Source organism: uncultured Cellulomonas sp. (assembly GCF_947494015.1).
Lineage (GTDB): Bacteria > Actinomycetota > Actinomycetes > Actinomycetales > Cellulomonadaceae > Pengzhenrongella.
In genome coordinates, this window is sequence record NZ_CANLTL010000014.1 from 1 (window position 1) to 19,241 (window position 19,241).

The window sequence follows — 19,241 nt, forward strand, 5'->3', positions numbered from 1 at the left end:
GATCTGGTCGACGGGCAGGTCGCGCAGCCAGTCCGCGGTCACGGTGTGCCAGACCAGCGGGTGGCCCTTGACGGTGATGCCGTGCTCGGTGAACCACTGGGCGGTGCGCAGCAGGCGGGTGGTGTCGGGCTTGCCGCGTTCGGGTTCGAACCCGCCCCAGTAGAACGGCAGGGTGGTGGTGTTGTAGAGGTCGAGGTACAGCTCCGCGAGCCGGTCGCCGAGCTCGGGGCCGGCTCCGCCGAACGGGCTGTCGGGTGCGGCGTGGCTCTCGCCGTTGGCGTAGCCGATGAAGTCGAAGCCGATGTTGCCGAACGCGAACGCGTGCCGGGTCTGCTCGACCACGACCTCGGTGTCGGCCAGCGGGGCGCCGTCGGCGCCGCGGACGGTCACCGTCGCCTCCGCGACACGATGCGCGAAGGTCGGGTCGGGCGACGGCGAACGGTGGGGCGAGGTCACGTGGGTCTCCTGGTGATCGGTGATCGGTGATCGGTGTGCGGTGGACGGATCGGGGGCGGGTCAGCGCGCCGGGGGTGTCCCGAGGACGAGTCGACCGTCCACCCGCCGCGGCAGGTCGGTGGCCTCGTCCCGCAGCTCCGCCGGCAGCAGCTCCGACGGCACGTCCTGGAAGCTGACCGGACGCAGCCAGCGACGGATCGAGGCGGCGCCGACCGACGTGTGCAGCGGGGCCGTCGTCGCGGGGTACGGGCCGCCGTGGTGCATCGCCCAGCTCACGGCCACGCCGGTGGGGTACCCGTTCCACACCACGCGCCCGGCCCGGGCGGTGAGGTGGGTGAGCAGCGGGGCCGCGAGCTCGTCGTCGTCGCCGGTCTGCACGGTCGCGGTCAGGGCCGGCCCGACGGCGGCCAGCGCGGCGAGCAGCTCGTCGGACGACGCGTAGCGCGCGACGACCAGCACCGGTCCGAAGCACTCCTCGAGCATCGGCTCGGTGACCTGCCCGGCGTCGGCCTCGAGCAGGACCGGTGCCACCGCGGCCGCCGCGGGGTCCACCGGTGGGCCGACGAGCACCCGGACGCCGGCTGCACCGCGCAGGGCGTCGACGCCGGACGCGAACCCCTCGCGCGTGCGGGCGTTGAGCATCACGGCGGCGGCGGTCTCGCGCACCCGGCCGGCCAGCGCGGCGACGACGGCGTCGCCGTCCGGCCCGGCCGGGACGAACGCGAGTCCGGGCTTCGTGCAGAACTGACCCACACCGAGCGTGAACGACGCGGCCAGCCCCTCACCGATCGCGACCGCACGCTCCCGGGCGGCCGCGGGCGTGACCGTCAGCGCGTTGAGCGCGCCGAGCTCGCCGTAGAACGGGATCGGTCGGGGGCGCAGCGAGGCGCGGTCGTGCAGCGCCCGGCCACCGGCCACCGACCCGGTGAACCCGACTGCGTCGACGTGCGGGTCGTCCACGAGCGCCACGCCCGCGTCCCGGCCGAAGACCGCGTCGACCGTCGCCGCCGGGGCGCCGGCCGCCTCGGCGCCGCGCCGGAGCGCTGCCAGCTGACGGGCCGACGACGCCGGGTGGGACTCGTGCGCCTTGACGACGACCGGGCAGCCGGCCGCCAGCGCGGACGCCGTGTCCCCGCCGGACACCGAGAACGCGAACGGGAAGTTGCTCGCGCCGAACACGGCGACCGGCCCCAGCGGCCGGAGCATCCGGCGCAGGTCAGGGCGTGGACCCATCGGCGTCGCACCGGCGTGGTCGATCGTCACCTCGAGGTACCCGCCGTCGTCCAGCACGTCGGCGAAGAACCGCAGCTGGAACGTGGTGCGCGTGAGCTCCCCGCCGAGGCGGGGCGCACCCAGGGCGGTCTCCCGGTCGGTCAGGGCGACCAGCGTCTCCCGGTCCTCCTCGAGCGCGTCGGCCATCAGCCGGAGCATGCGCGCCCGGCCGGTGCGTCCCAGCGCCTCCAGCGCCGGTGCGGCGTCCGCCGCCGCGGCGCACACCCGAGCGACGTCGTCGCCGGTCGTCTCGGGTGCCACCACCTCGACCGTCTGGCCGGTGCGCGGGTCGATGCTCTCCACCACGGTCATCGCGGGGCCTCCTGGTCTGCGTGCACGATCAGTGCGAGTCACGGGGTACCGCGGAGCCGCGCGAGCCCCGCAGGAAGGACAGGTCGGCGCCCTGGTCGGCGCCCTCGACGAACTCCCGGTACAGCCAGACGTACCCGCTGTCCGACTCGCGCGCTGGCGGCTGCCACGCCGCCCGCCGCCGCTCGAGCTCGTCGTCGGGCACGTCGAGCGAGAGCGAGCGACCGGGCACGTCGAGGTCGATCCAGTCGCCGGTGCGCACCAGCGCGAGCGGCCCACCGAGCGCCGCCTCCGGGGTGACGTGCAGGATCACGGTGCCGAACGCCGTGCCGCTCATCCGGCCGTCGGAGATGCGGACCATGTCGGTGACGCCCGCCCGAAGCAGCTTGGTCGGCAGCGGGACGTTCGCGACCTCGGGCATGCCGGGGTACCCGCGTGGCCCGGCGCCCCGCACGACGATGACGTCGTCGGGGGACAGGTCGAGCGTGTCGGCCTGACGGTGGTACTCCTCGGGCGAGTCGAACACCACGGCCCGGCCGCGGTGCACCAGCAGGTGCGGCGAGGCGGCGGACTGCTTGATCACCGCTCCGCCGGGCGCCAGGTTGCCGCGGAGCACCGCGGTGCTGCCGGCCTGCTGCAGCGGGTCGGCGATGGTCCGGATCACCTCGCGGTTCCAGCACTGCGCACCGGCGACGTCCTTGCCGATGCCCTGGCCGCCGACGGTCAGGGCGTCGTCGTGCAGCAGCCCGGCGGCGGACAGCTCGCGCAGCACGACGGGCAGCCCACCCGCGTAGCAGAAGTCCTCCATGAGGAACCGGCCGCTGGGCATGAGGTCGACGATGGTCGGCACCACCTGCGCGAGCCGGTCGAAGTCCTCGAGCTCGAGCGGGACGCCGACCCGGCCCGCGATCGCGAGCAGGTGGATGATCGCGTTGGTGGAGCCACCGATCGCCGCGACGGTCCGGATCGCGTTCTCGAACGCCTCCCGGGTGAGGATCTGGCTCGGCCGCAGGTCCTCGTCGACCATCGCCACGATCCGCCGACCGGCCTCCTGCGCGAGCTCGAAGCGCCGGGCGTCCACCGCCGGCCAGCTCGCGGAGCCGGACAGCTGCATCCCGAGCGCCTCGGCGACGCTGGCCATGGTGGACGCGGTGCCCATGGTCATGCAGTGCCCCGCGGACCGTGCCATGCACCCCTCGGCGACGTGGCAGTCGGCCTGCGTCATGCGTCCCGCGGCGAGCTCGGACTCGAACTTCCACAGGTGCGTGCCCGACCCGATGTCGCCGCCGCGGAACTTGCCGGTGAGCTGCGGCCCGCCGGTCACCATGATCGCCGGCAGGTCCACGCTCGCCGCGCCCATGAGCAGGCCCGGGGTGGTCTTGTCGCACCCGCCCAGCAGCACCACGCCGTCCAGCGGGTTGGCCCGGATGAGCTCCTCGGCGGACATGGCGATGAGGTTGCGGTAGAGCATCGCGGTGGGCCGGATGAGGGTCTCGCCGGTGGACACCACCGGGAAGACGAGCGGGTACCCGCCGGCCTGCCACACCCCGCGCTTGACCGCCTCGGCCACCGCGTCGAGGTGGGCGTTGCACGGGGTCAGCTCGGACCACGTGGTGGCGATGCCGATGACCGGGCGCCCGTCGAACACCTCCGGACCCGTCCCCTGGGTGCGCAGCCACGAGCGGTACAGCATCCCGCTGCGCCCCTCGGCGCCGAACCACGCCTGGCTGCGCCGCGGCGGCCTGGTCGCCGCACGGTCGTGCGCCTCCTGCACCTCGTCACGCCCGGTCACGTCGCGCCCGGCCATCTCGTGCTCCGCCCTGTCAGATCCAGCCACCGTCCACCACCCATCGCTGAGCCGTGCACATCGCCGAGTCGTCCGCCGCCAGCCACAGCGCGAGGCGCGCGACGTCGGCGGGCTGGAGCCGCTGCGGCAGGCACTGGGAGCGCTCGATCTCGCGCTCGGCCTCCGGTGTGACCCAGTCCCGCAGCTGTCGGTCGGTCATCACCCATCCCGGCACGATGCAGTTGACGCGGATGCCGTCCGGTCCCAGGTCACGGGCCAGCGACCGGGTGAGCCCCTCGATCCCGGCCTTCGCGGTCGCGTAGCCGCTGCTCCGGGCGAACTTGGCGTGCCAGATGATCGACCCCAGGTTGATCACCGAGCCGCGTCCGGCGGCGGCCATGGCGGGGGCGACCGCCTGCGCGGCGAAGAACTGCGCCCGCAGGTTGACGGCCATCCGCTCGTCCCAGAACTGCACCGTGACGTCCTGGACGTCGTGCCGCTGGTCGTTCGCGGCGTTGTTGACCAGCACCTCGATCGGCCCCACCGCGTCGGCCGCGGTGCGCAGCGCGGTCTGCAGCGCGGCGACGTCACCGACGTCGCACCGCCCGAACCACGGTGCGCGGCCGGTCGCCCGCTCGACCTCGGTGGCCAGTGCGGTGCCCGCGGCGTCGTCGAGGTCGACGAACGCCACCCGGGCACCCTGGTGGGCGAACTGCGTGACGAGTTCGGCGCCGATCCCGGTCGCGCCGCCGGTGACCAGGACGGAGCGGTCGGCCAGACTGGGGTAGGTCGCGAACCCCGACGCGACGGTGCCGGCGCTCACGCGGCGACCCCCGGCTCGATGACGGCGCGACCGACGGCGCCCGCCGCGAGCGCGTCGTAGGCGTCGTTGATCGCGTCCAGCGGGTACGTCTCGCCCACCAGGGCGTCGAGGTCGAGGCGACCGGCGGCATAGAGCTCCAGCAACCGCGGCACCTGGGTGACCGTGTTGGACGACCCGTACAGGCTGCCGACCAGCCGCTTCTCGCGCTGGACGAGGTCGTTGATCGGGACCTCGACCGTGGCGCCGGCGCGGCCGAGACCGATGGCGACCGTCGTCCCGCCCGTGCGCAGCGACGCCATCGCCGCCGCCAGCGTCTCGGCCTTGCCGACGGCGTCGAACGCCCACTCCACGCCGTCCGGGACGATGTCCCGCACGGCGTCGTCGACGGCGACGTCGCCGCCGACCGTGACGGTGTGCGTGGCGCCGAGGCGACGCGCGAGGTCCAGCTTGTCCGGGGCGACGTCGGCCACGATGACGGGGTACGCGCCGACGAGGTCCGCGCCGATCACGGTGGACAGCCCGACCCCGCCGGCGCCCATGACCAGCACGCTGCGTCCCGCGCCGGCGCCCAGGACGTTCAGGACGGCGCCCACGCCCGTGACCACGGCGCAGCCCACGAGCGCCGCGACCCGCGGCGGCGTGCCCTGCGGGATCCGGATGACCGACTCCTCGGCCACGACGGCACGCTCGGCGAAGCACGACACCCCGAGGAAGTGGTGGACGGTCTCGCCGTCGGCCGACAGCCGGCTGGTGCCGTCGAGCAGCCCGCCGGTGCTCACCTGCTTCTTCGCCGACGTGCACAGCGCGGGACGCCCCGAGGAGCAGAACGCGCAGTGCCCGCAGCGCGGTCGCCACATGAGCACCACCGGGTCGCCCGGCGCGACGCGGGTGACGCCGGGGCCGACCCGCTCGACGACGCCGGCGCCCTCGTGGCCCAGCACGATGGGCAGCCGGGTGGGCAGGTCGCCGGTCATGTAGTGAAGGTCGCTGTGGCACACGCCGGCGGCCTGCACGCGGACCTCGACCTCGCCCGCGCGGGGCTCGGCGAGGTCGACGTCCTCGATGGTCATGGGCTGCCCGGGTTGCCGCAGGACGGCTGCCTTCACGGTCTGCTCCTCGGTGGGACGGTCCCGGCGTCGTCGCCGGGGGAGTTCGGGGATGGGGGACGGGTGGGACGGGTGGGACGGGTGACGGTGGAGCGGGTGACCGCGGCGGTCAGAGCCGGAAGACGCGCCGGGCGGTGCCCGCCAGGACCGCCGCCTGCTCGCCCTCGGTGAGGTCGTCGATCGCGGAGCGGAAGGCGCCGAGCACGTCGCCGTAGCCGCTGTACAGCCGCTCGACCGGCCAGTTCGAGCCGTACAGGCACCGGTCCGGGCCGAAGGTCTGGACCAGAGCCCGGATCCACGGTCGCCGGCCCTGCGGCGTCCAGTCGTGGTCGTGCACGCCGAGGCTGGAGATCTTGACCACGACGTTCGGCTCGGCGGCGAGCACCGCGAGCGCGGCGATCCACGTGCGCAGGTACTCAGGGGTGCGGGACTCGGGCATCCCGCTCTGGTCGACGCACAGGACGACGTCGGGCACCGCGCGGGCCAGGTCGACGGCGGCCGCGACGTGGTCGACACCGACCGTGTGGCAGAAGACGAGGTCGGTCCCCGCCAGGCGCGCGTAGCCGCGCCGGAAGGCGTCGTCGGACAGGATCGAGCCGTCGCGCATGTCACGCACGCCGCGCAGCCGGTCGTGCTCGCGGTGGCCGTCGAGCGCGGCCGCGGCGTCCGGCGCCGCGAGGTCGCAGCCCGCCACGATCGCCGTCGGCCAGCCGGTCGCCTCGCCCAGCCCCTGGAGCCACCGCGTCTCGGCGAGCGGGTCCGACGTCGCCGCGCTCATGTGCACGACCTGCGTGACGCCGTGCATCCGGGTCTCGGCGCGCAGCTCCGGCACCGAGTACCGCACCCCGCGCAGCCCGTCGAGGTCGCCCAGGGTCGCCTCCGCGCCGTCGCCGTCGAGCCACGCGTACTCGAGGTCGGTGCGTCGCCGGTCCCAGAGGTGGACGTGGGTGTCGACGACCGCGGGCGCGCCGCTCACACGTGCGGCTTGATGTTGAGGTTGACGCCGAGGCGGTCCTCGCTGTCCACGACCGTCCAGCTGCCCCCGGGGTAGAACCCCACCGTCCGCATCGCGTAGCCCATGGACTCGAGCTCGCCGACGACGGCGTCACGGGCGTCCCCGACCGCGAAGCCGATGTGGTGCACGCCCGGGCCGTGCGCCGTGAGGAACTCCCGGAAGGTCGAGGGGTTGTGGTCCGGCTCCTGCACCTCGAGCACGAACCCGCGCTCGGGGCACTCGATGACGGCGAGCTTGAGCTGGTACGCCGCGATCTCGCCGCGGTAGGTCTGGTCCGGGTCGGGCTCGGGGCCCATCACCCGTACCTCGGGGCGGTCGACGCCGAGCAGCTCGCACCAGTGGTCGAGCGCACGCTCGATGTCCTCGACGACGACGGCGATCTGGATCATCCCCGCGAGGGGGACTCGGTTCTGCACGGGTGGCTCTCTTCTGCTAGGGAGGAGGCGGGGGATGGCCTCGGGATCTCAGGTGCTCGGGTGCTGGTGCCGCGGGTGCCGGGGCGCCGGGGGCACCGGGGGCACCGGTGCTCGGGCGGGGTCAGACCTGGCTCATGCCGCCGTCGACGACGAGCTCGGTGCCGGCGACGAAGCTGCTCTCGGTCGAGGCCAGGAACAGCGCCGCGGCGGCGACCTCCGCGGGCGCGCCGATCCGGCCGAGCGGGACGGCCGCGGCGATGCGCCGCACCCCCTCCTCGCCGCCGACGAAGTCCGAGAAGCCGGCGGACATCGTCGGTCCCGGGCTGAGCGCGTTGACCCGGATCGCCCGCCCGCGCAGGTCGTTCGTCATCGTCCGGGCGAACGAGCGGACGGCCGCCTTGCTGGCGTTGTAGGTGGCGTGGTCGGGGTCGCCGTTGCTGCCCGAGATGGACGACACCAGCACGACGCGGGCGGCCTCGGCCAGCAGCGGCAGGGCCTTCTGCACGGTGAAGAAGGTGCCGCGGATGTTGAGGTCGGTCACGGCGTCGAACAGCTCGGGAGTCATCTGGGCCAGCGGCGCCTCGCCGCCCCCGCCGGCGTTCGCGACCAGCACGTCGACCGGCCGGCCGAGCCCTGCGACGGTGGCCATCAGCGTGTCGAGGTCGTCCAGGGACGCCGCGTCCCCCGGGACGCCGGTGACCCGCGGCCCCAGCGCGGCGACCGCTCCGTCGAGCACGTCCTTGCGTCGACCCGTGATCACCACGTCGGCGCCCTCGGCGACGAACCGCTCGGCGATCGCGTAGCCGATGCCCTGCGACCCGCCCGTCACGACGGCGAGTGCGCCCTCCAGCTGTCCCATGTCGTCCCTCTCGTCTCTGCGTGGTGTGTGGTGCGCGGTGCGTGGGATTCAGGCCTCGGTGGCCCAGGGCTCCTTGGCGACGCGGACCTCCTGGCGCGTCCGTGCGGACTCCTCGATCGCCAGTCCCAGCGCGTGGTCCTGGCACGCGGACGCGAGCGAGTAGGGGCCCTCGGCCTCGCCGCGCGCCCACGCGCCGGCGTCGACGAGGTGGTCGGCGACCGCGAGGTCGTCCTCGGACAGCCGGGTGCCGACCCAGGCGTTGCGCCACACGACGCGGCCGTCGAACGACGCGTGGACGACGTCGTTGCCCTCGAGGTTCATGTCGACGCCGGTGCGGCGGTACACGACGGGGGAGGTGACCGGGCCGTCCGGGGTGAGGCGGGTGACCTCGTCGTCGACGATCTCGCCGAGCGACCCGCGCACCACGATGCGACGGGCGCGCAGCGGGTTCCACCACTGGTTGTCCACGAAGTCGTACAGGCCCATGCGTCCGTCACCGAAGTCGAGGGTCGCGATGGTGGTCGTCCTCGGCTCGGGGCGGGCGTCCGGCCGCCAGCCGTCGAAGCTCATCGGGTCGGCCAGCGGCGCGGTGAAGGTCCGGGCGTCGACCACGGTCTCCTCGGTGTCGACGCCCAGGTAGCCGCGCATGAGCGAGACCGCGTGGTACAGGTGGGTCGAGGCGACCTCGACGCTCGTGGCGTCGCCGATGACGCCGTCGGCCACCACCGCGAGCCGCGCCGCGTGCCCGGGCATCCGGGTGTACTGCTCGGCGACCTGGACCATCCCGGAGGCGCCGACGTCGTGCCACAGCGACCGCAGGCCCTCGAGGTCGGGGGCGGGCGGGGTCTCGGCCAGCACCTTGGCGCCGGCGGCGACGAGCTCGCGGGTGACCACGGGCATCGCGGGCCACGACACCGCGGGGACGACGTACTCCGGACGCAGCGCGAGCGCCTCCTCGATGGTCCCCACCGCGCGGACGCCCCACGCGGTGCTCAGCCGCTCGGCCTCGCTCTGGCGGCGGGCGACGACGGCCAGCACCTGGAGCCGGTCCGGGGCGGCCTGGGCCAGCCGGAGGAAGAACTCGGAGCGCCAACCGCTGCCGATCACGACGAACTGCACAGGTCCCTGCACGGGGATGGTCCTCTCTGGGGGCACGCCGACGCCGCGGGGGCGGGACGGGTGTTCGGTGGTCCGACCGGGGTCGGGGGTGGTCACGTCAGGTGGTGGCCACGTCGGGCCGTGGTCACGTCGGGGCGCTCGTCACCTCGGTGCGGCGGTCACTTCAGGGCGCCGGCCGCCAGGCCCCGCTCGAAGTACTTCTGCAGCGACAGGTACGCGATGACCTCGGGCACGGCGGTGATGACGGCGGCCGCGAGGACGCCCGTCTGGTCGTTGGTGTACTGGCTCGTGAAGAACGACGGCAGCAGCGTGACGACCTGCCGGTCGGGGTCGTTGAGCATGAGCAGCGGCAGCAGGTAGGCGTTCCAGGCGTTGATGAGGGTGAGTACCACGATCGCCGCGGCGATCGGCCGGGTCAGCGGCAGGACGATGCGCCAGAACACCTGGAAGACCCCGGCGCCGTCGACCCGGCCGGCCTCCATCAGCTCGGACGGGATGCCGGCGAAGAAGCTGCGGGCGAGCAGCACGGTGAACGGCACCTGCAGCGCCGCGAGCGGCAGGATCACCGCGATGTGCTCGTTGTAGAGGTCGAACGTCGACGCGGTCACGAACAGCGGGGTGAGCAGGACCGCCTCGGGCATGGTCAGGGCCGCCAGCAGCAGCCAGAACCAGACCTCCCGGCCGGCGATCCGGAGCTTGGCGAACCCGAACGCCGCGAGCATCGTCACCACGTACACCAGCGCGATCGTCGAGACCGCGATGATCAGGCTGTTGCGGAAGTAGGTGCCCACGACGCCGGTCGCGAAGACCTTCTCGTAGTTGCCCCACCCGCGTCCGGCGAAGGAGCCGGACACCATGACCACCAGCGGGGCGAGGAAGGGCAGCGCGAGGACGATCGCCAGCAGGTGCAGCCCGAGGCGTTGACGGGTGGTGCGTGCTTCGAACATGGCTCAGACCCTCTCGGCGCGGCGGTTGCGGACACTCATGAGCACACCGCCGACGATCGCCAGCACCAGGAGCGCGACGGAGATCGCCGCCGCGTACCCGAAGTGCTTCTCCGCGACCATCACCTGGTAGATGTACGTGCCCAGGAACTCGGTGCCGTGGTTGGGCCCGCCCTTGGTGACCAGGTACGGGACGTCGAACGTCTTGAGCGCACCGATGAGGCCGAGCAGCGCGAGCGCGGCGGTGGTCCCGCGGACCATCGGCCACACGATCGAGCGCAGCGCCCGCAGGTTGCCGGCGCCGTCGATCCGTGCGGCCTCGAGGACCTCGGGGTCGATCTGGCTCATCGCGGCGTAGAAGAGGATGAACGTCAGGCCGGTCCACTGCCAGACCGTGACCACCATGACCACGCCCATCGCGGTCGTGGAGTCCGCGAGCCAGGGCTGGGAGACGGCATCCAGCCCGACGGCGTCGAGCAGCCGGTTGAGCTGCCCGTTCGCGTCGAAGATCTGCCGGAAGACGGGCGCCATGATGGCCGGGGCCAGGACGGTCGGGACGAAGACGACGACCTTGAACAGCGTCCCGAACCGGATCCGTGAGTGCATGAGCGCCGCGAACACGAAGCCGAGCACCGTCTGCACGGCGAAGGTGATGACGAAGAAGTACGCCGTGTGCCACAGCGCCTTCCAGAAGACCGGGTCGGCGACCATCTCGCGGTAGTTCTCGCCGCCGATCGGCTCCGACGGCGACAGGATGAAGCCGTTCCAGTCGAGCGTCGAGACGTACCCGGTGTACCCGATGGAGAAGTAGATCAGGCCGACGACCAGGACGACGGCCGGCAGGATCCACGGCAGGCCGGATGCCTGCCGGGGACCGCGGCGGCGCGCGACCGCTCTGTCGTCGGGCCGGCCGGACGACGGGGCCGAGCGACCCGGGGTCGGCCGTGCTGCTGCAGTGGTGCTCATCGTTGAGTCCCTCGCTGAGGTGGGGCCCGCCACGGCGCCGGAGGACCGGCGCCGCGGCGGGCGGGAGGTCACTCCTCGTCCTGCACGGCCTGCAGGGCGGCGAGCGCCTCGTCGATGGTCATGTCGTCGGAGGCGACGCCGATCAGGGCGTCCTCGAAGGCCGAGTTGAGGTCGGCGCTGACCGTGGCGAAGCGCGGCTGCGTGGCCTCGCCGGCCCGCTCGGTGTACTCCTGCAGGGGCTCGAGCTGGCGGGACGGGTCCACCAGGTCGATCTGGTCCCACTGCGGGGTGATCCCCTGCAGCGCCGGGATGTTGTTCAGCGTGTTGGCGACCGCCTGCTGACCGGCCTCGCTGGCGCCCAGCCACAGGGCGAACGTGGTCGCCGCCTCCGGCTGGTCGGTCTGCGCGCTGACCGCGAGGCCGTAGTCCGCGTCGCCGAACAGCGAGCCGGTGTTCCCGGTGCCGGCCAGGTCGGGGAACACGGCCGGGGTGATGGTGATCGGCTCGGGGCTCGCCACCCCGGCGGCCTCCATCGCGGCGATCATGCTGTCGCGGACCGCGTACTGGGTGTACCAGGTGCCCATCATGATCATGGCGTAGTCGCCGGACATGAAGGCGTTGTTGGCGTCGGGGTACTGCTGCAGGCCGATCGCGCCCTCCTGCATGATCCCCTCGTCGAACAGCGACTTCCAGATCTCCATCGCCTGGACGAATCGCTCGTCGGTCCAGGGGACCTCGCCCTCGGTCGCGTCCACGTACAGGCCCGGCTCGACGTTCTCCGCGATCGCCTCGAAGGTGTCCATGTCGAACGCGTGCTGCCCGGCGCCCTGGACGAAGCAGCCCTCACCGTTCTGCTCGAGGGTGGCGCAGACCTGCGTCCACTCCTCCATCGTGGTGGGCGCCTGGAGCCCGTACTGGTCGAAGATGTCCTGGTTGATCCACAGGCCGCCGGAGTAGACGGCCCCGGCGGACATGCCGACGAGCTTGCCGTCCACGGTGAGCGGGTCGACGCCGGCCGGGGCGAGCTGGTCCTTCCAGTCCTCCCCGAGCGCGTCCTCGACCGCGGGCGTCAGGTCGAGCGCGGCGGCACCGAACGTGTCGACGCCCCCGTTGGCGGACCCGGGCGCGACGTTGAACACGTCCGGGCCGTCGCTCGACGTGATCGCCGGGCCGAGCACCGAGTCGTAGCTGTCGATCGGCTTGGACACGAAGGTGACCTCGATGTCCGGGTACTCCTCGTTGAAGGCGGCGATCAGCTTCTCCGCGTTGACCGCGTCGGGGGTCCAGCCCCACCAGGTGAGGCTGCCCGAGTCCGCCCCGCCGGTCGGGGCGGCGGCCTCCTCCCCGCCGCTGCTGCAGGCCGTGAGGCCGAGCAGGGCGAGGGTCGAGACCGCGACCGCGGCCGTCCGCCGGGAGCGTCGTGTCGTCGTCGACGTCCGCATGAGGTGCTCCATTTCCGCCCGCACGCGGGCTGTGGCTGTCCTGTGGTTCACCCGTCGTCGGGCCTCGCACGTGAACCCGGCTCGGGCGCCGGTCCACGTCGTCTCGGTCGGGGCGGCACCGGGAACCACTGCGTCCCCGGCCCGGCCCCGTCTCGTCGCCCGCGTCTCCCGTCGTCACACCGACACCGGAAGAAACTACCGAAGCAACTTTCGTAGCAACTTTCAGCGGTTAACATAGGCGGGCCGTGGCGGGACGTCAACGGTCCGATGAGGTGAAGGAGTCCGATGGCCGGGCGCGGCGTGACGATCGCGGAGATCGCGACGGCGGCGGGCGTGTCGGTCCCGACCGTCTCCAAGGTCCTCAACGGCCGGCCGGGGGTCTCCGCGACCACGCGCGAGCAGGTCGAGCACCTGCTCGAGACGCACGGCTACGAGCGCCGCACACGACTGCGGCCGAGCAGCGGCCTGATCGACTTCGTCATCCGGGACCTGGACACGCAGTGGGCGACCGCGCTGCTGCGCGGGGCGCAGGCGGAGGCGGCGCGCCTGGGCCACGACCTGGTCGTGACGACGACGCACGGCAAGCCGGTCGGGACGCCGGACTGGGTGGAGCACCTGGCCGAGCGCGGGTCCGACGGCGTCGTCCTGGTCGTCTCCGAGCTGCTCGACGCCGGCCGGCAGGAGCTCGAGCGGCTGCGCACGCCCGTCGTGCTCGTCGACCCCGTGCGCAGCGGCTCGGAGTCCATCGCGACCGTCGTGGCGACGGACTGGGCCGGCGGCCGGGACGCCACCGACCACCTGCTGCAGCTGGGGCACCGCCGGATCGGGTTCATCACCGGTCCGCCCGAGCAGGAGTGCCACCGCGACCGGGTCGACGGGTACCGCGCGGCGCTGTCCCGGGCCGGGGTCGCCCTGGACCCCGCGCTCGTGCGGCACGGTGACTCCCTGGTCAGCGGCGGGGTCCGGCACGGGACGGACCTGCTCGCCCTGGCGGACCGCCCGACGGCGATCATCAGCGGCTCGGACGAGCAGGCGTACGGCGTGTACCAGGCGGCGCGCGCGGCCGGTCTGCGGGTCCCGGACGACCTGTCGGTGATCGGGTTCGACGACGTCGAGCTGTGCCAGTGGGTGTCCCCACAGCTCACCACGGTCCGCCAGCCCCTGGCGGACATGGCGCGGGAGGCCACCCGGATGGTCATCGAGCTGTCGCGCGACGGCGTGCGGCCGGCGTCGCGCCTCGAGCTCGCCACGAGCGTCGTGGTGCGGCAGTCGACCGCGCGGCCCCCGGCGGCGCGCGAGCCGGAGCGGGTCCCGCGGTCGCCCGCCACCGCCACCGCCACCGCCACCGCCGCCGTCGCCGAGGACGCCGGGCACGAAGGCTGACCGGCCGGCTGCCGGGGCCACGGCTCGCCACGCCCGCCCGCGGCGTCACGCGGTCGAATCCGCCGCACGTGCCTGGGACACTGGGGGCATGACCACCACCGACCAGCCCCTGCCCGACGACGCCACCGAGCCGTCGGACGCGCCCCTGGCGGGCGCCGCGGAGGTCGCCGGCGACGACGTCGCGCGCGAGCAGGCCCTGCGCGCCGGCCTGACCGAGTACGAGCTCGAGGACGACGACCTCGCCCTGCTCGACGGCGGGGACGACCTCGGCGACGACGACGCCCCGTCCGCGCCGCTGCCCGTGCTGGCCGTCGTCGGGCGGCCGAACGTCGGCAAGTCCACCCTGGTCAACCGCATCCTCGGGCGCCGCGAGGCCGTGGTCGAGGACAAGCCGGGCGTCACCCGCGACCGCGTGAGCTACCCCGCGGAGTGGGCCGGGCGCCGGTTCACCCTGGTCGACACCGGCGGCTGGGAGGTCGACGTCGCCGGCATCGAGGCGCGCGTCGCCGAGCAGGCCGAGGTCGCCATCTCGCTCGCCGACGCCGTGCTGTTCGTGGTCGACGCCACCGTCGGCCCGACGGCGACGGACGAGCGGGTCGTGCGGCTGCTGCGCAGGTCTGGCAAGCCGGTGGTGCTGTGCGCCAACAAGGTGGACGGACCGCGGGTCGAGGCCGACGCCACCGAGCTGTGGAGTCTCGGCCTCGGCGAGCCGCACCCCGTCTCGGCGCTGCACGGCCGCGGGACCGGCGACCTGCTCGACGCCGCCATGCAGGCCCTGCCGACGACGTCGGCGCACGGCGTGCCGATGCCCGAGGGCGGGCCACGCCGGGTGGCGCTGATCGGCCGGCCCAACGTCGGCAAGTCGTCCCTGCTGAACAAGCTGGCCGGCGCCGAGCGCGTCGTCGTCGACGCCACCGCCGGCACGACCCGCGACCCGGTCGACGAGCTCATCCAGCTCCGCGGCCGGCCGTGGTGGTTCGTCGACACCGCCGGCATCCGCCGTCGCGTGCACCAGACCAGCGGCGCAGACTTCTACGCCTCGCTGCGCACCCAGGCCGCGATCGAGAAGGCCGAGGTCGCCGTCGTGCTGGTGGACGCGAGCGTGAAGATGACCGAGCAGGACACCCGGGTCATCTCCCAGGTCGTCGACTCGGGGCGCGCCCTGGTGATCGCGTACAACAAGTGGGACCTCATGGACGAGGACCGCCGTCCGTTCCTGGAGCGCGAGATCGAGCAGGACCTGGTGCAGGTCCAGTGGGCGCCGCGGGTGAACATCTCCGCACGGACCGGCTGGCACGCCGACCGGCTGGTGCCGGCCCTCGAGCGGTCGCTGGCGTCCTGGGACACCCGGGTGCCGACCGGGCGGCTGAACGCGTTCCTCGGTGAGCTCGTCGCGGCGCACCCGCACCCGCTGCGCGGCGGCAAGCAGCCCCGGATCCTGTTCGCGACACAGGCCTCGACGCGGCCGCCGCGGTTCGTCATCTTCGCGTCGGGCTTCCTCGAGGCCGGGTACCGCCGGTTCATCGAGCGCCGGCTGCGCGAGACCTTCGGCTTCGAGGGCACCCCGATCGAGATCTCGGTGCGGGTGCGGGAGAAGCGGCGACGTTGAGCGGGGCGACCGCCGCGTCCCGGCGGGCTGGCGCGGAGCGTGGTCGCCTGCTGCGCTGGGGACTGCCGCGCGACCCCGACGCGTCCTCGCACCTGGCCGGCTTCCTGGTCTCGACCGTGGTCACCGTCCTGGCGGTCCGGGCCTTCCTCGCCGCGGCGGGCTACCCGCAGGTCGGCGGGGACGGCCTGCACATCGCGCACGTGCTGTGGGGCGGCCTGCTGATGGCGGTCGCGTTCGTGCTGCTGCTGTCCTTCGCCGGGCCGGTCGTGCGACCGCTGGGCTCGGTGGTCGGCGGGGTCGGCTTCGGCCTGTTCGTGGACGAGGTCGGCAAGTTCGTCACCGACGACAACGACTACTTCTACGAGCCGACCGCGGCGCTGATCTACGTGGTCGTCGTCGGCCTGGTGCTGCTCGGTGAGATGCTGCACGGCCGCCGCCCGCACCACCCCAGCGAGTACCTGGCCGGCGCCGCGGACCACGCGGTGTCCGGGCTGGTCGGCGGGTTCACCCGCCGGGCCCGGGCCGAGGCCCGTGACCTGCTGGAGCGGGGGAGCGCCGCCCGCGGCAGTGTGCAGGTGCGCGCGCTGCTGGACGTCGTCGAGGACGACCCGGACGAGATCGTCGACCCGATCGACGCCGTCGGCGGCGCGGTGGTCCGGGTGACGCACCGCCTGGTCCGGGCGAGGTGGGTGCCGTGGCTGACGGTCGCGGTGCTGACCCTCGCCGGCCTGGCGAGCGTGGGCCGTGGGGTGTGGTCGTGGTGGCAGGGCGCGGACGTGCCCTCCTGGATCGTCGCCGGGCTGGTCGCCAGCGGCGCCGCGTCGTTCCTCCTCGCCGTGCGGGGGCTGATGGTGGTCGGCGCCGACCGCCGGGCCGGCTACACGTCCTTCCGCCGGGCGGTGCTGCTCAGCCTGCTGGTCACCCAGGTGTTCCTGTTCCGCATCGAGCAGTGGGCGGCCACGGCCGGGCTGGCCGTCGACCTCGTGGTGCTGGGGCTCATCGCGGCGGAGCTGACCAGCATCGACGCCGAGCGGGGCGGGCGGGCGCCGGTCGACGGCGGGTCCCCGGACGGCGTGGCACGCGCGGGGCGGGCGGGCGACGGTGCGCCGGTGACCGGACCCGGGCGCGAGGTGCGGTAGAGTTCTGGCGGCTCGTGAACGAGCCGGCGGGCTGTAGCGCAGCTTGGTAGCGCACTTGACTGGGGGTCAAGGGGTCGCAGGTTCAAATCCTGTCAGCCCGACCGCAGGGCCTCGATCTGCTCACGCAGGTCGGGGCCCTTTTTCGTCGGCCACGCGCAGCCTCGGGGACGCCTCGCCGCGCGAGGAAAAGCCCCCGTGAAGTCCCCACCAGGCCGAAAAGGCTCCACCGGCGTCCCGAACGGCGTCGTGATCGGGGTGCAGGTACCGGACGGTCACGGCGGGGTCCTGGTGACCCGCGACTCGTTGCGGCGCGTACAGCGGGACGCCGCTGTCTGCCATCCACGTCAGCGCGGTGTGCCGCAGACCGTGCCGGACGAGGCCGGGGTAGCCAAGCCGGCTCACGAGCTCGTTCCACTTGGTCGCGTCACGCAGTGTCGCGGTGGTGATGACGCCGCCGCGCGGCCCCAGCGACAGCCGGTCACCGGGGGAGCGGTCGTGCACCAGGTGCACCAGCGTCGGCCGAAGGGGATCGATGATCGGCACGACGCGCGAGCGACGCCCCTTGGTCGACTTCGTCACCAGCCCGCCGCGGCGCGGGTACGTCTGCCGGCGGACGGCGATCTGGCCTGTGTCGAGATCGACGTCACCGACGGTGAGCCCTGAGGCCTCGCTGCCCGCAGTGCGGTGCAGGCCAGAAGCATGACCATGTCGCCCCGCGTTGGCACCGGTCAGGGCACGGTGGGCCCCGTCATCCCCTACCGCCGCGCGGCCGCGTCGATCCCGTTGAGCAGCAGGTCCAGGCCGACCTCGAAGGATGCCCCGAAGGCGTACCCAGGCTTCAGCACGTGCTGGGTCGTGAAGTCGACGAGGTTCGGGTACTGGCCGGCGGGGAAGGCCTGCGCCATCTGGTCGGCCATGTCGACCATCTCGGCCCCGCCGGCGGACGGGAGGGCTGCCTCCTGGAGCGCGAAGCCGTAGACGAACGCGTCCAGGAGTGCGTACGCGTGCGCGGTCAGCTCCCACGAGAGGCCGCCCCGTCGGAGGCACCCGAGGACGGCATCGTGATGGTGCAGCGTCGCCGGCCCTGGGGACCTGCGGGACTCCAGCAAGGGGGTTGCCCACGGGTGGCGCCGCAGCACCTCGCGCGCCGAGGCGCACCGGTGCCGCATCCCGTCCTTCCACGGCTGGTCCGGCGGCGGGTCGTCGAACTCGCTGAACACGAGGTCGACGACGCCGTCCAGGATCGCCTCCTTGCCGGCCACGTGGTGGTAGAGGGCCATCGGCTTGACGTCGAGCTCGGTCGCGAGGCGGCGGATCGTCAGCGCCTCGATCCCAATCCGGTCGGCGAGCGCGACCGCCGCCTCGAGGACCCGGGCGCGGGTCAGTGGCGCCCGTGCCGCGTCCCTGGCGTTGGTCGTGGTCATCGCTCTCCGCTCCGTGGCCGGGCATTGACCACTGTACTTAGTACGTCTAGGGTCGACGCTATCACCTGTACTAAGTACGAATCGCACACCCGGAGGCTTGAGATGGTCACAGCACACCCGTCGGGTCCGGCAGAACCCGTCCCCACCCCCACGCCGGTGCCCACCCGCATGCGAGCGGTGACCCAGGACCGGTACGGCGACGCGGACGCGCTGAGCATCAGCGACGAGCCGACTCCGACGGCCGGCCCGGGCGAGGTGCTGCTCGAGGTCAACACAGCCGGCGTCGACCGGGGCGTCTGGCACCTGATGACCGGTCTGCCCTACCTCACCCGCCTGCTGGGCTACGGCCTGCGCCGGCCCGCGCAGCGGGTGCCGGGCATGGACGTGGCCGGGCGCGTGGTCGCGATCGGCCAGGGAGTCACCGACCTGGCGGTGGGCGACGAGGTCTTCGGGATCGGCATCGGCACGTTCGCCGAGTACGCCCGCGCTCGGGTGGACAAGCTGGTCCGCAAGCCCGCCGGTCTGTCGTTCGACCAGGCGGCCGTGGTAGCCATTTCCGGGCTCACCGCCCACCAGGGGCTGCACAAGGCGGGCCAGGTCCGGGCGGGGCAGTCGGTACTCGTGCTTGGCGCCTCCGGCGGTGTCGGCAGCCACGTCGTGCAGCTCGCCCGGGCGGCGGGTGCTGAAGTCACCGGCGTCGCCAGCGGGGCAAAAGGCGACCTCGTGCGCGCGCTCGGAGCCCACCGGGTCCTGGACTACACCACAACCGACCCCACCGACGGCTCCGCCCGGTACGACCTCATCATCGACACCGGTGGCCGGACCCCCGTGCGACGACTCCGCCGGGCACTGACCAGTACCGGAACGCTCGTCATCGTCGGCGGAGAAGGCGGAGGCAGATTCACCGGCGGCTTCGGGCGCCAGCTGCGTGCCCTGGCGCTCTCGCCGTTCGTCAGCCAGCGCCTCACCTCGGTGATGTCGAAGGAGCACCGCGACGGCCTCGAGCCGCTAGTCGCCGCCATCGAGGCGGGCGAGCTGACCCCGGCCGTCGGGCGCTGCTACGCGCTCGACCAGGTCCCGCAGGCCATCCGCGACCTCGCCGACGGCCGCGCTCGCGGCAAGTCCGTCATCCGCGTCCGAGCGGCGGGCTGAGCAGCCTGCCCCGCGCCGGAC

The 19,241-nt window shown here is 73.5% G+C and carries 18 protein-coding genes and 1 tRNA gene; 5 read left to right on the forward strand and 14 right to left on the reverse strand.

Going from position 1 to position 19,241, the window contains the following annotated elements; genetic code table 11:
* From Q0840_RS14790 to Q0840_RS14845, 12 genes are all read right to left on the reverse strand, one after another.
* A partial coding sequence (locus tag Q0840_RS14790; RefSeq protein ID WP_298460705.1) for an endo-1,4-beta-xylanase occupies nucleotides 1-456 on the reverse strand: 456 nt, incomplete at its 3' end.
* A 60-nt stretch (nucleotides 457-516) separates the two neighbouring features.
* On the reverse strand, nucleotides 517-2,040 hold the full coding sequence (locus Q0840_RS14795; RefSeq protein WP_298460707.1) for an aldehyde dehydrogenase (NADP(+)): 1,524 nt from the start codon (nucleotides 2,038-2,040) through the stop codon (nucleotides 517-519).
* Between the two features lie 28 nt (nucleotides 2,041-2,068).
* Nucleotides 2,069-3,844: an IlvD/Edd family dehydratase gene (locus Q0840_RS14800; protein ID WP_298460709.1), complete on the reverse strand. Its 1,776-nt coding sequence runs from the start codon at nucleotides 3,842-3,844 to the stop codon at nucleotides 2,069-2,071.
* A gap of 16 nt (nucleotides 3,845-3,860) precedes the next feature.
* Nucleotides 3,861-4,646, reverse strand: coding sequence for an SDR family NAD(P)-dependent oxidoreductase (locus Q0840_RS14805; RefSeq protein WP_298460711.1), 786 nt, complete (start codon nucleotides 4,644-4,646; stop codon nucleotides 3,861-3,863).
* The gene (locus Q0840_RS14810) at nucleotides 4,643-5,752 is read right to left on the reverse strand and encodes a Zn-dependent alcohol dehydrogenase (protein WP_298460713.1); all 1,110 of its coding nucleotides are present in this window, start codon (nucleotides 5,750-5,752) and stop codon (nucleotides 4,643-4,645) included. The genes Q0840_RS14805 and Q0840_RS14810 overlap by 4 nt, the downstream gene beginning before the upstream one ends.
* Before the next feature lie 109 nt (nucleotides 5,753-5,861).
* A complete protein-coding gene (locus Q0840_RS14815) occupies nucleotides 5,862-6,728 on the reverse strand; it encodes an amidohydrolase (RefSeq protein WP_298460715.1) in 867 nt (288 codons plus the stop codon).
* Entirely contained in the window at nucleotides 6,725-7,183 is a 459-nt protein-coding gene (locus Q0840_RS14820; protein ID WP_298460717.1) for a VOC family protein, read from the reverse strand. Before Q0840_RS14820 ends, Q0840_RS14815 begins: the two co-directional genes overlap by 4 nt.
* A gap of 121 nt (nucleotides 7,184-7,304) precedes the next feature.
* Nucleotides 7,305-8,042 carry an SDR family NAD(P)-dependent oxidoreductase gene (locus Q0840_RS14825; protein WP_298460719.1) on the reverse strand — a complete coding sequence of 246 codons (738 nt, stop codon included), beginning with the start codon at nucleotides 8,040-8,042 and terminating at the stop codon, nucleotides 7,305-7,307.
* Nucleotides 8,043-8,090: 48 nt separating this feature from the next.
* Nucleotides 8,091-9,173, reverse strand: coding sequence for a Gfo/Idh/MocA family protein (locus tag Q0840_RS14830; protein WP_298460721.1), 1,083 nt, complete (start codon nucleotides 9,171-9,173; stop codon nucleotides 8,091-8,093).
* Nucleotides 9,174-9,319: 146 nt separating this feature from the next.
* Complete coding sequence (locus Q0840_RS14835; RefSeq protein WP_298460723.1) at nucleotides 9,320-10,108, reverse strand: carbohydrate ABC transporter permease; 789 nt, start codon at nucleotides 10,106-10,108, stop codon at nucleotides 9,320-9,322.
* Nucleotides 10,109-10,111: 3 nt separating this feature from the next.
* Complete coding sequence (locus tag Q0840_RS14840; protein WP_298460724.1) at nucleotides 10,112-11,071, reverse strand: carbohydrate ABC transporter permease; 960 nt, start codon at nucleotides 11,069-11,071, stop codon at nucleotides 10,112-10,114.
* 68 nt (nucleotides 11,072-11,139) lie between these two features.
* Nucleotides 11,140-12,513, reverse strand: a complete 1,374-nt coding sequence (locus Q0840_RS14845; protein WP_298460725.1) for an ABC transporter substrate-binding protein — start codon at nucleotides 12,511-12,513, stop codon at nucleotides 11,140-11,142.
* 285 nt (nucleotides 12,514-12,798) lie between these two features.
* Here Q0840_RS14845 and Q0840_RS14850 point away from each other — a divergent pair, with 285 nt between their 5' ends.
* The 4 genes from Q0840_RS14850 (at nucleotide 12,799) to Q0840_RS14865 (ending at nucleotide 16,745) form a co-directional block, all read left to right on the forward strand.
* The gene (locus Q0840_RS14850) at nucleotides 12,799-13,896 is read left to right on the forward strand and encodes a LacI family DNA-binding transcriptional regulator (protein ID WP_298460726.1); all 1,098 of its coding nucleotides are present in this window, start codon (nucleotides 12,799-12,801) and stop codon (nucleotides 13,894-13,896) included.
* Between the two features lie 88 nt (nucleotides 13,897-13,984).
* Entirely contained in the window at nucleotides 13,985-15,505 is a 1,521-nt protein-coding gene (gene der, locus Q0840_RS14855) for a ribosome biogenesis GTPase Der (protein ID WP_298460727.1), read from the forward strand.
* On the forward strand, nucleotides 15,502-16,644 hold the full coding sequence (locus Q0840_RS14860; RefSeq protein WP_298460728.1) for a hypothetical protein: 1,143 nt from the start codon (nucleotides 15,502-15,504) through the stop codon (nucleotides 16,642-16,644). The genes der and Q0840_RS14860 overlap by 4 nt, the downstream gene beginning before the upstream one ends.
* A 27-nt stretch (nucleotides 16,645-16,671) precedes the next feature.
* Nucleotides 16,672-16,745 (forward strand) — tRNA-Pro (locus Q0840_RS14865).
* A 19-nt stretch (nucleotides 16,746-16,764) separates the two neighbouring features.
* Here Q0840_RS14865 and Q0840_RS14870 read toward each other — a convergent pair.
* Both Q0840_RS14870 and Q0840_RS14875 read right to left on the reverse strand, forming a co-directional pair.
* Entirely contained in the window at nucleotides 16,765-17,460 is a 696-nt protein-coding gene (locus Q0840_RS14870) for a tyrosine-type recombinase/integrase (RefSeq protein WP_298460911.1), read from the reverse strand.
* On the reverse strand, nucleotides 17,400-18,068 hold the full coding sequence (locus Q0840_RS14875) for a TetR/AcrR family transcriptional regulator C-terminal domain-containing protein (protein WP_298460729.1): 669 nt from the start codon (nucleotides 18,066-18,068) through the stop codon (nucleotides 17,400-17,402). The genes Q0840_RS14870 and Q0840_RS14875 overlap by 61 nt, the downstream gene beginning before the upstream one ends.
* Nucleotides 18,069-18,224: 156 nt before the next feature.
* Here Q0840_RS14875 and Q0840_RS14880 point away from each other — a divergent pair, with 156 nt between their 5' ends.
* Nucleotides 18,225-19,220 (forward strand): NAD(P)-dependent alcohol dehydrogenase, encoded by a 996-nt coding sequence (locus Q0840_RS14880; RefSeq protein ID WP_298460730.1) that lies wholly within the window; start codon nucleotides 18,225-18,227, stop codon nucleotides 19,218-19,220.
* The last annotated feature ends 21 nt before the right edge of the window (nucleotides 19,221-19,241 follow it).

Coding starts and splice junctions, on each gene's coding strand:
- Q0840_RS14795 (WP_298460707.1), bottom strand. CDS start 2,040: ATGACCGTGGTGGAGAGCATCGACCCGCGCACCGGCCAGACGGTCGAG.
- Q0840_RS14875 (WP_298460729.1), bottom strand. CDS start 18,068: ATGACCACGACCAACGCCAGGGACGCGGCACGGGCGCCACTGACCCGC.
- Q0840_RS14825 (WP_298460719.1), bottom strand. CDS start 8,042: ATGGGACAGCTGGAGGGCGCACTCGCCGTCGTGACGGGCGGGTCGCAG.
- Q0840_RS14840 (WP_298460724.1), bottom strand. CDS start 11,071: ATGAGCACCACTGCAGCAGCACGGCCGACCCCGGGTCGCTCGGCCCCG.
- Q0840_RS14800 (WP_298460709.1), bottom strand. CDS start 3,844: ATGGCCGGGCGCGACGTGACCGGGCGTGACGAGGTGCAGGAGGCGCAC.
- Q0840_RS14835 (WP_298460723.1), bottom strand. CDS start 10,108: ATGTTCGAAGCACGCACCACCCGTCAACGCCTCGGGCTGCACCTGCTG.
- Q0840_RS14850 (WP_298460726.1), top strand. CDS start 12,799: ATGGCCGGGCGCGGCGTGACGATCGCGGAGATCGCGACGGCGGCGGGC.
- der (WP_298460727.1), top strand. CDS start 13,985: ATGACCACCACCGACCAGCCCCTGCCCGACGACGCCACCGAGCCGTCG.
- Q0840_RS14845 (WP_298460725.1), bottom strand. CDS start 12,513: ATGCGGACGTCGACGACGACACGACGCTCCCGGCGGACGGCCGCGGTC.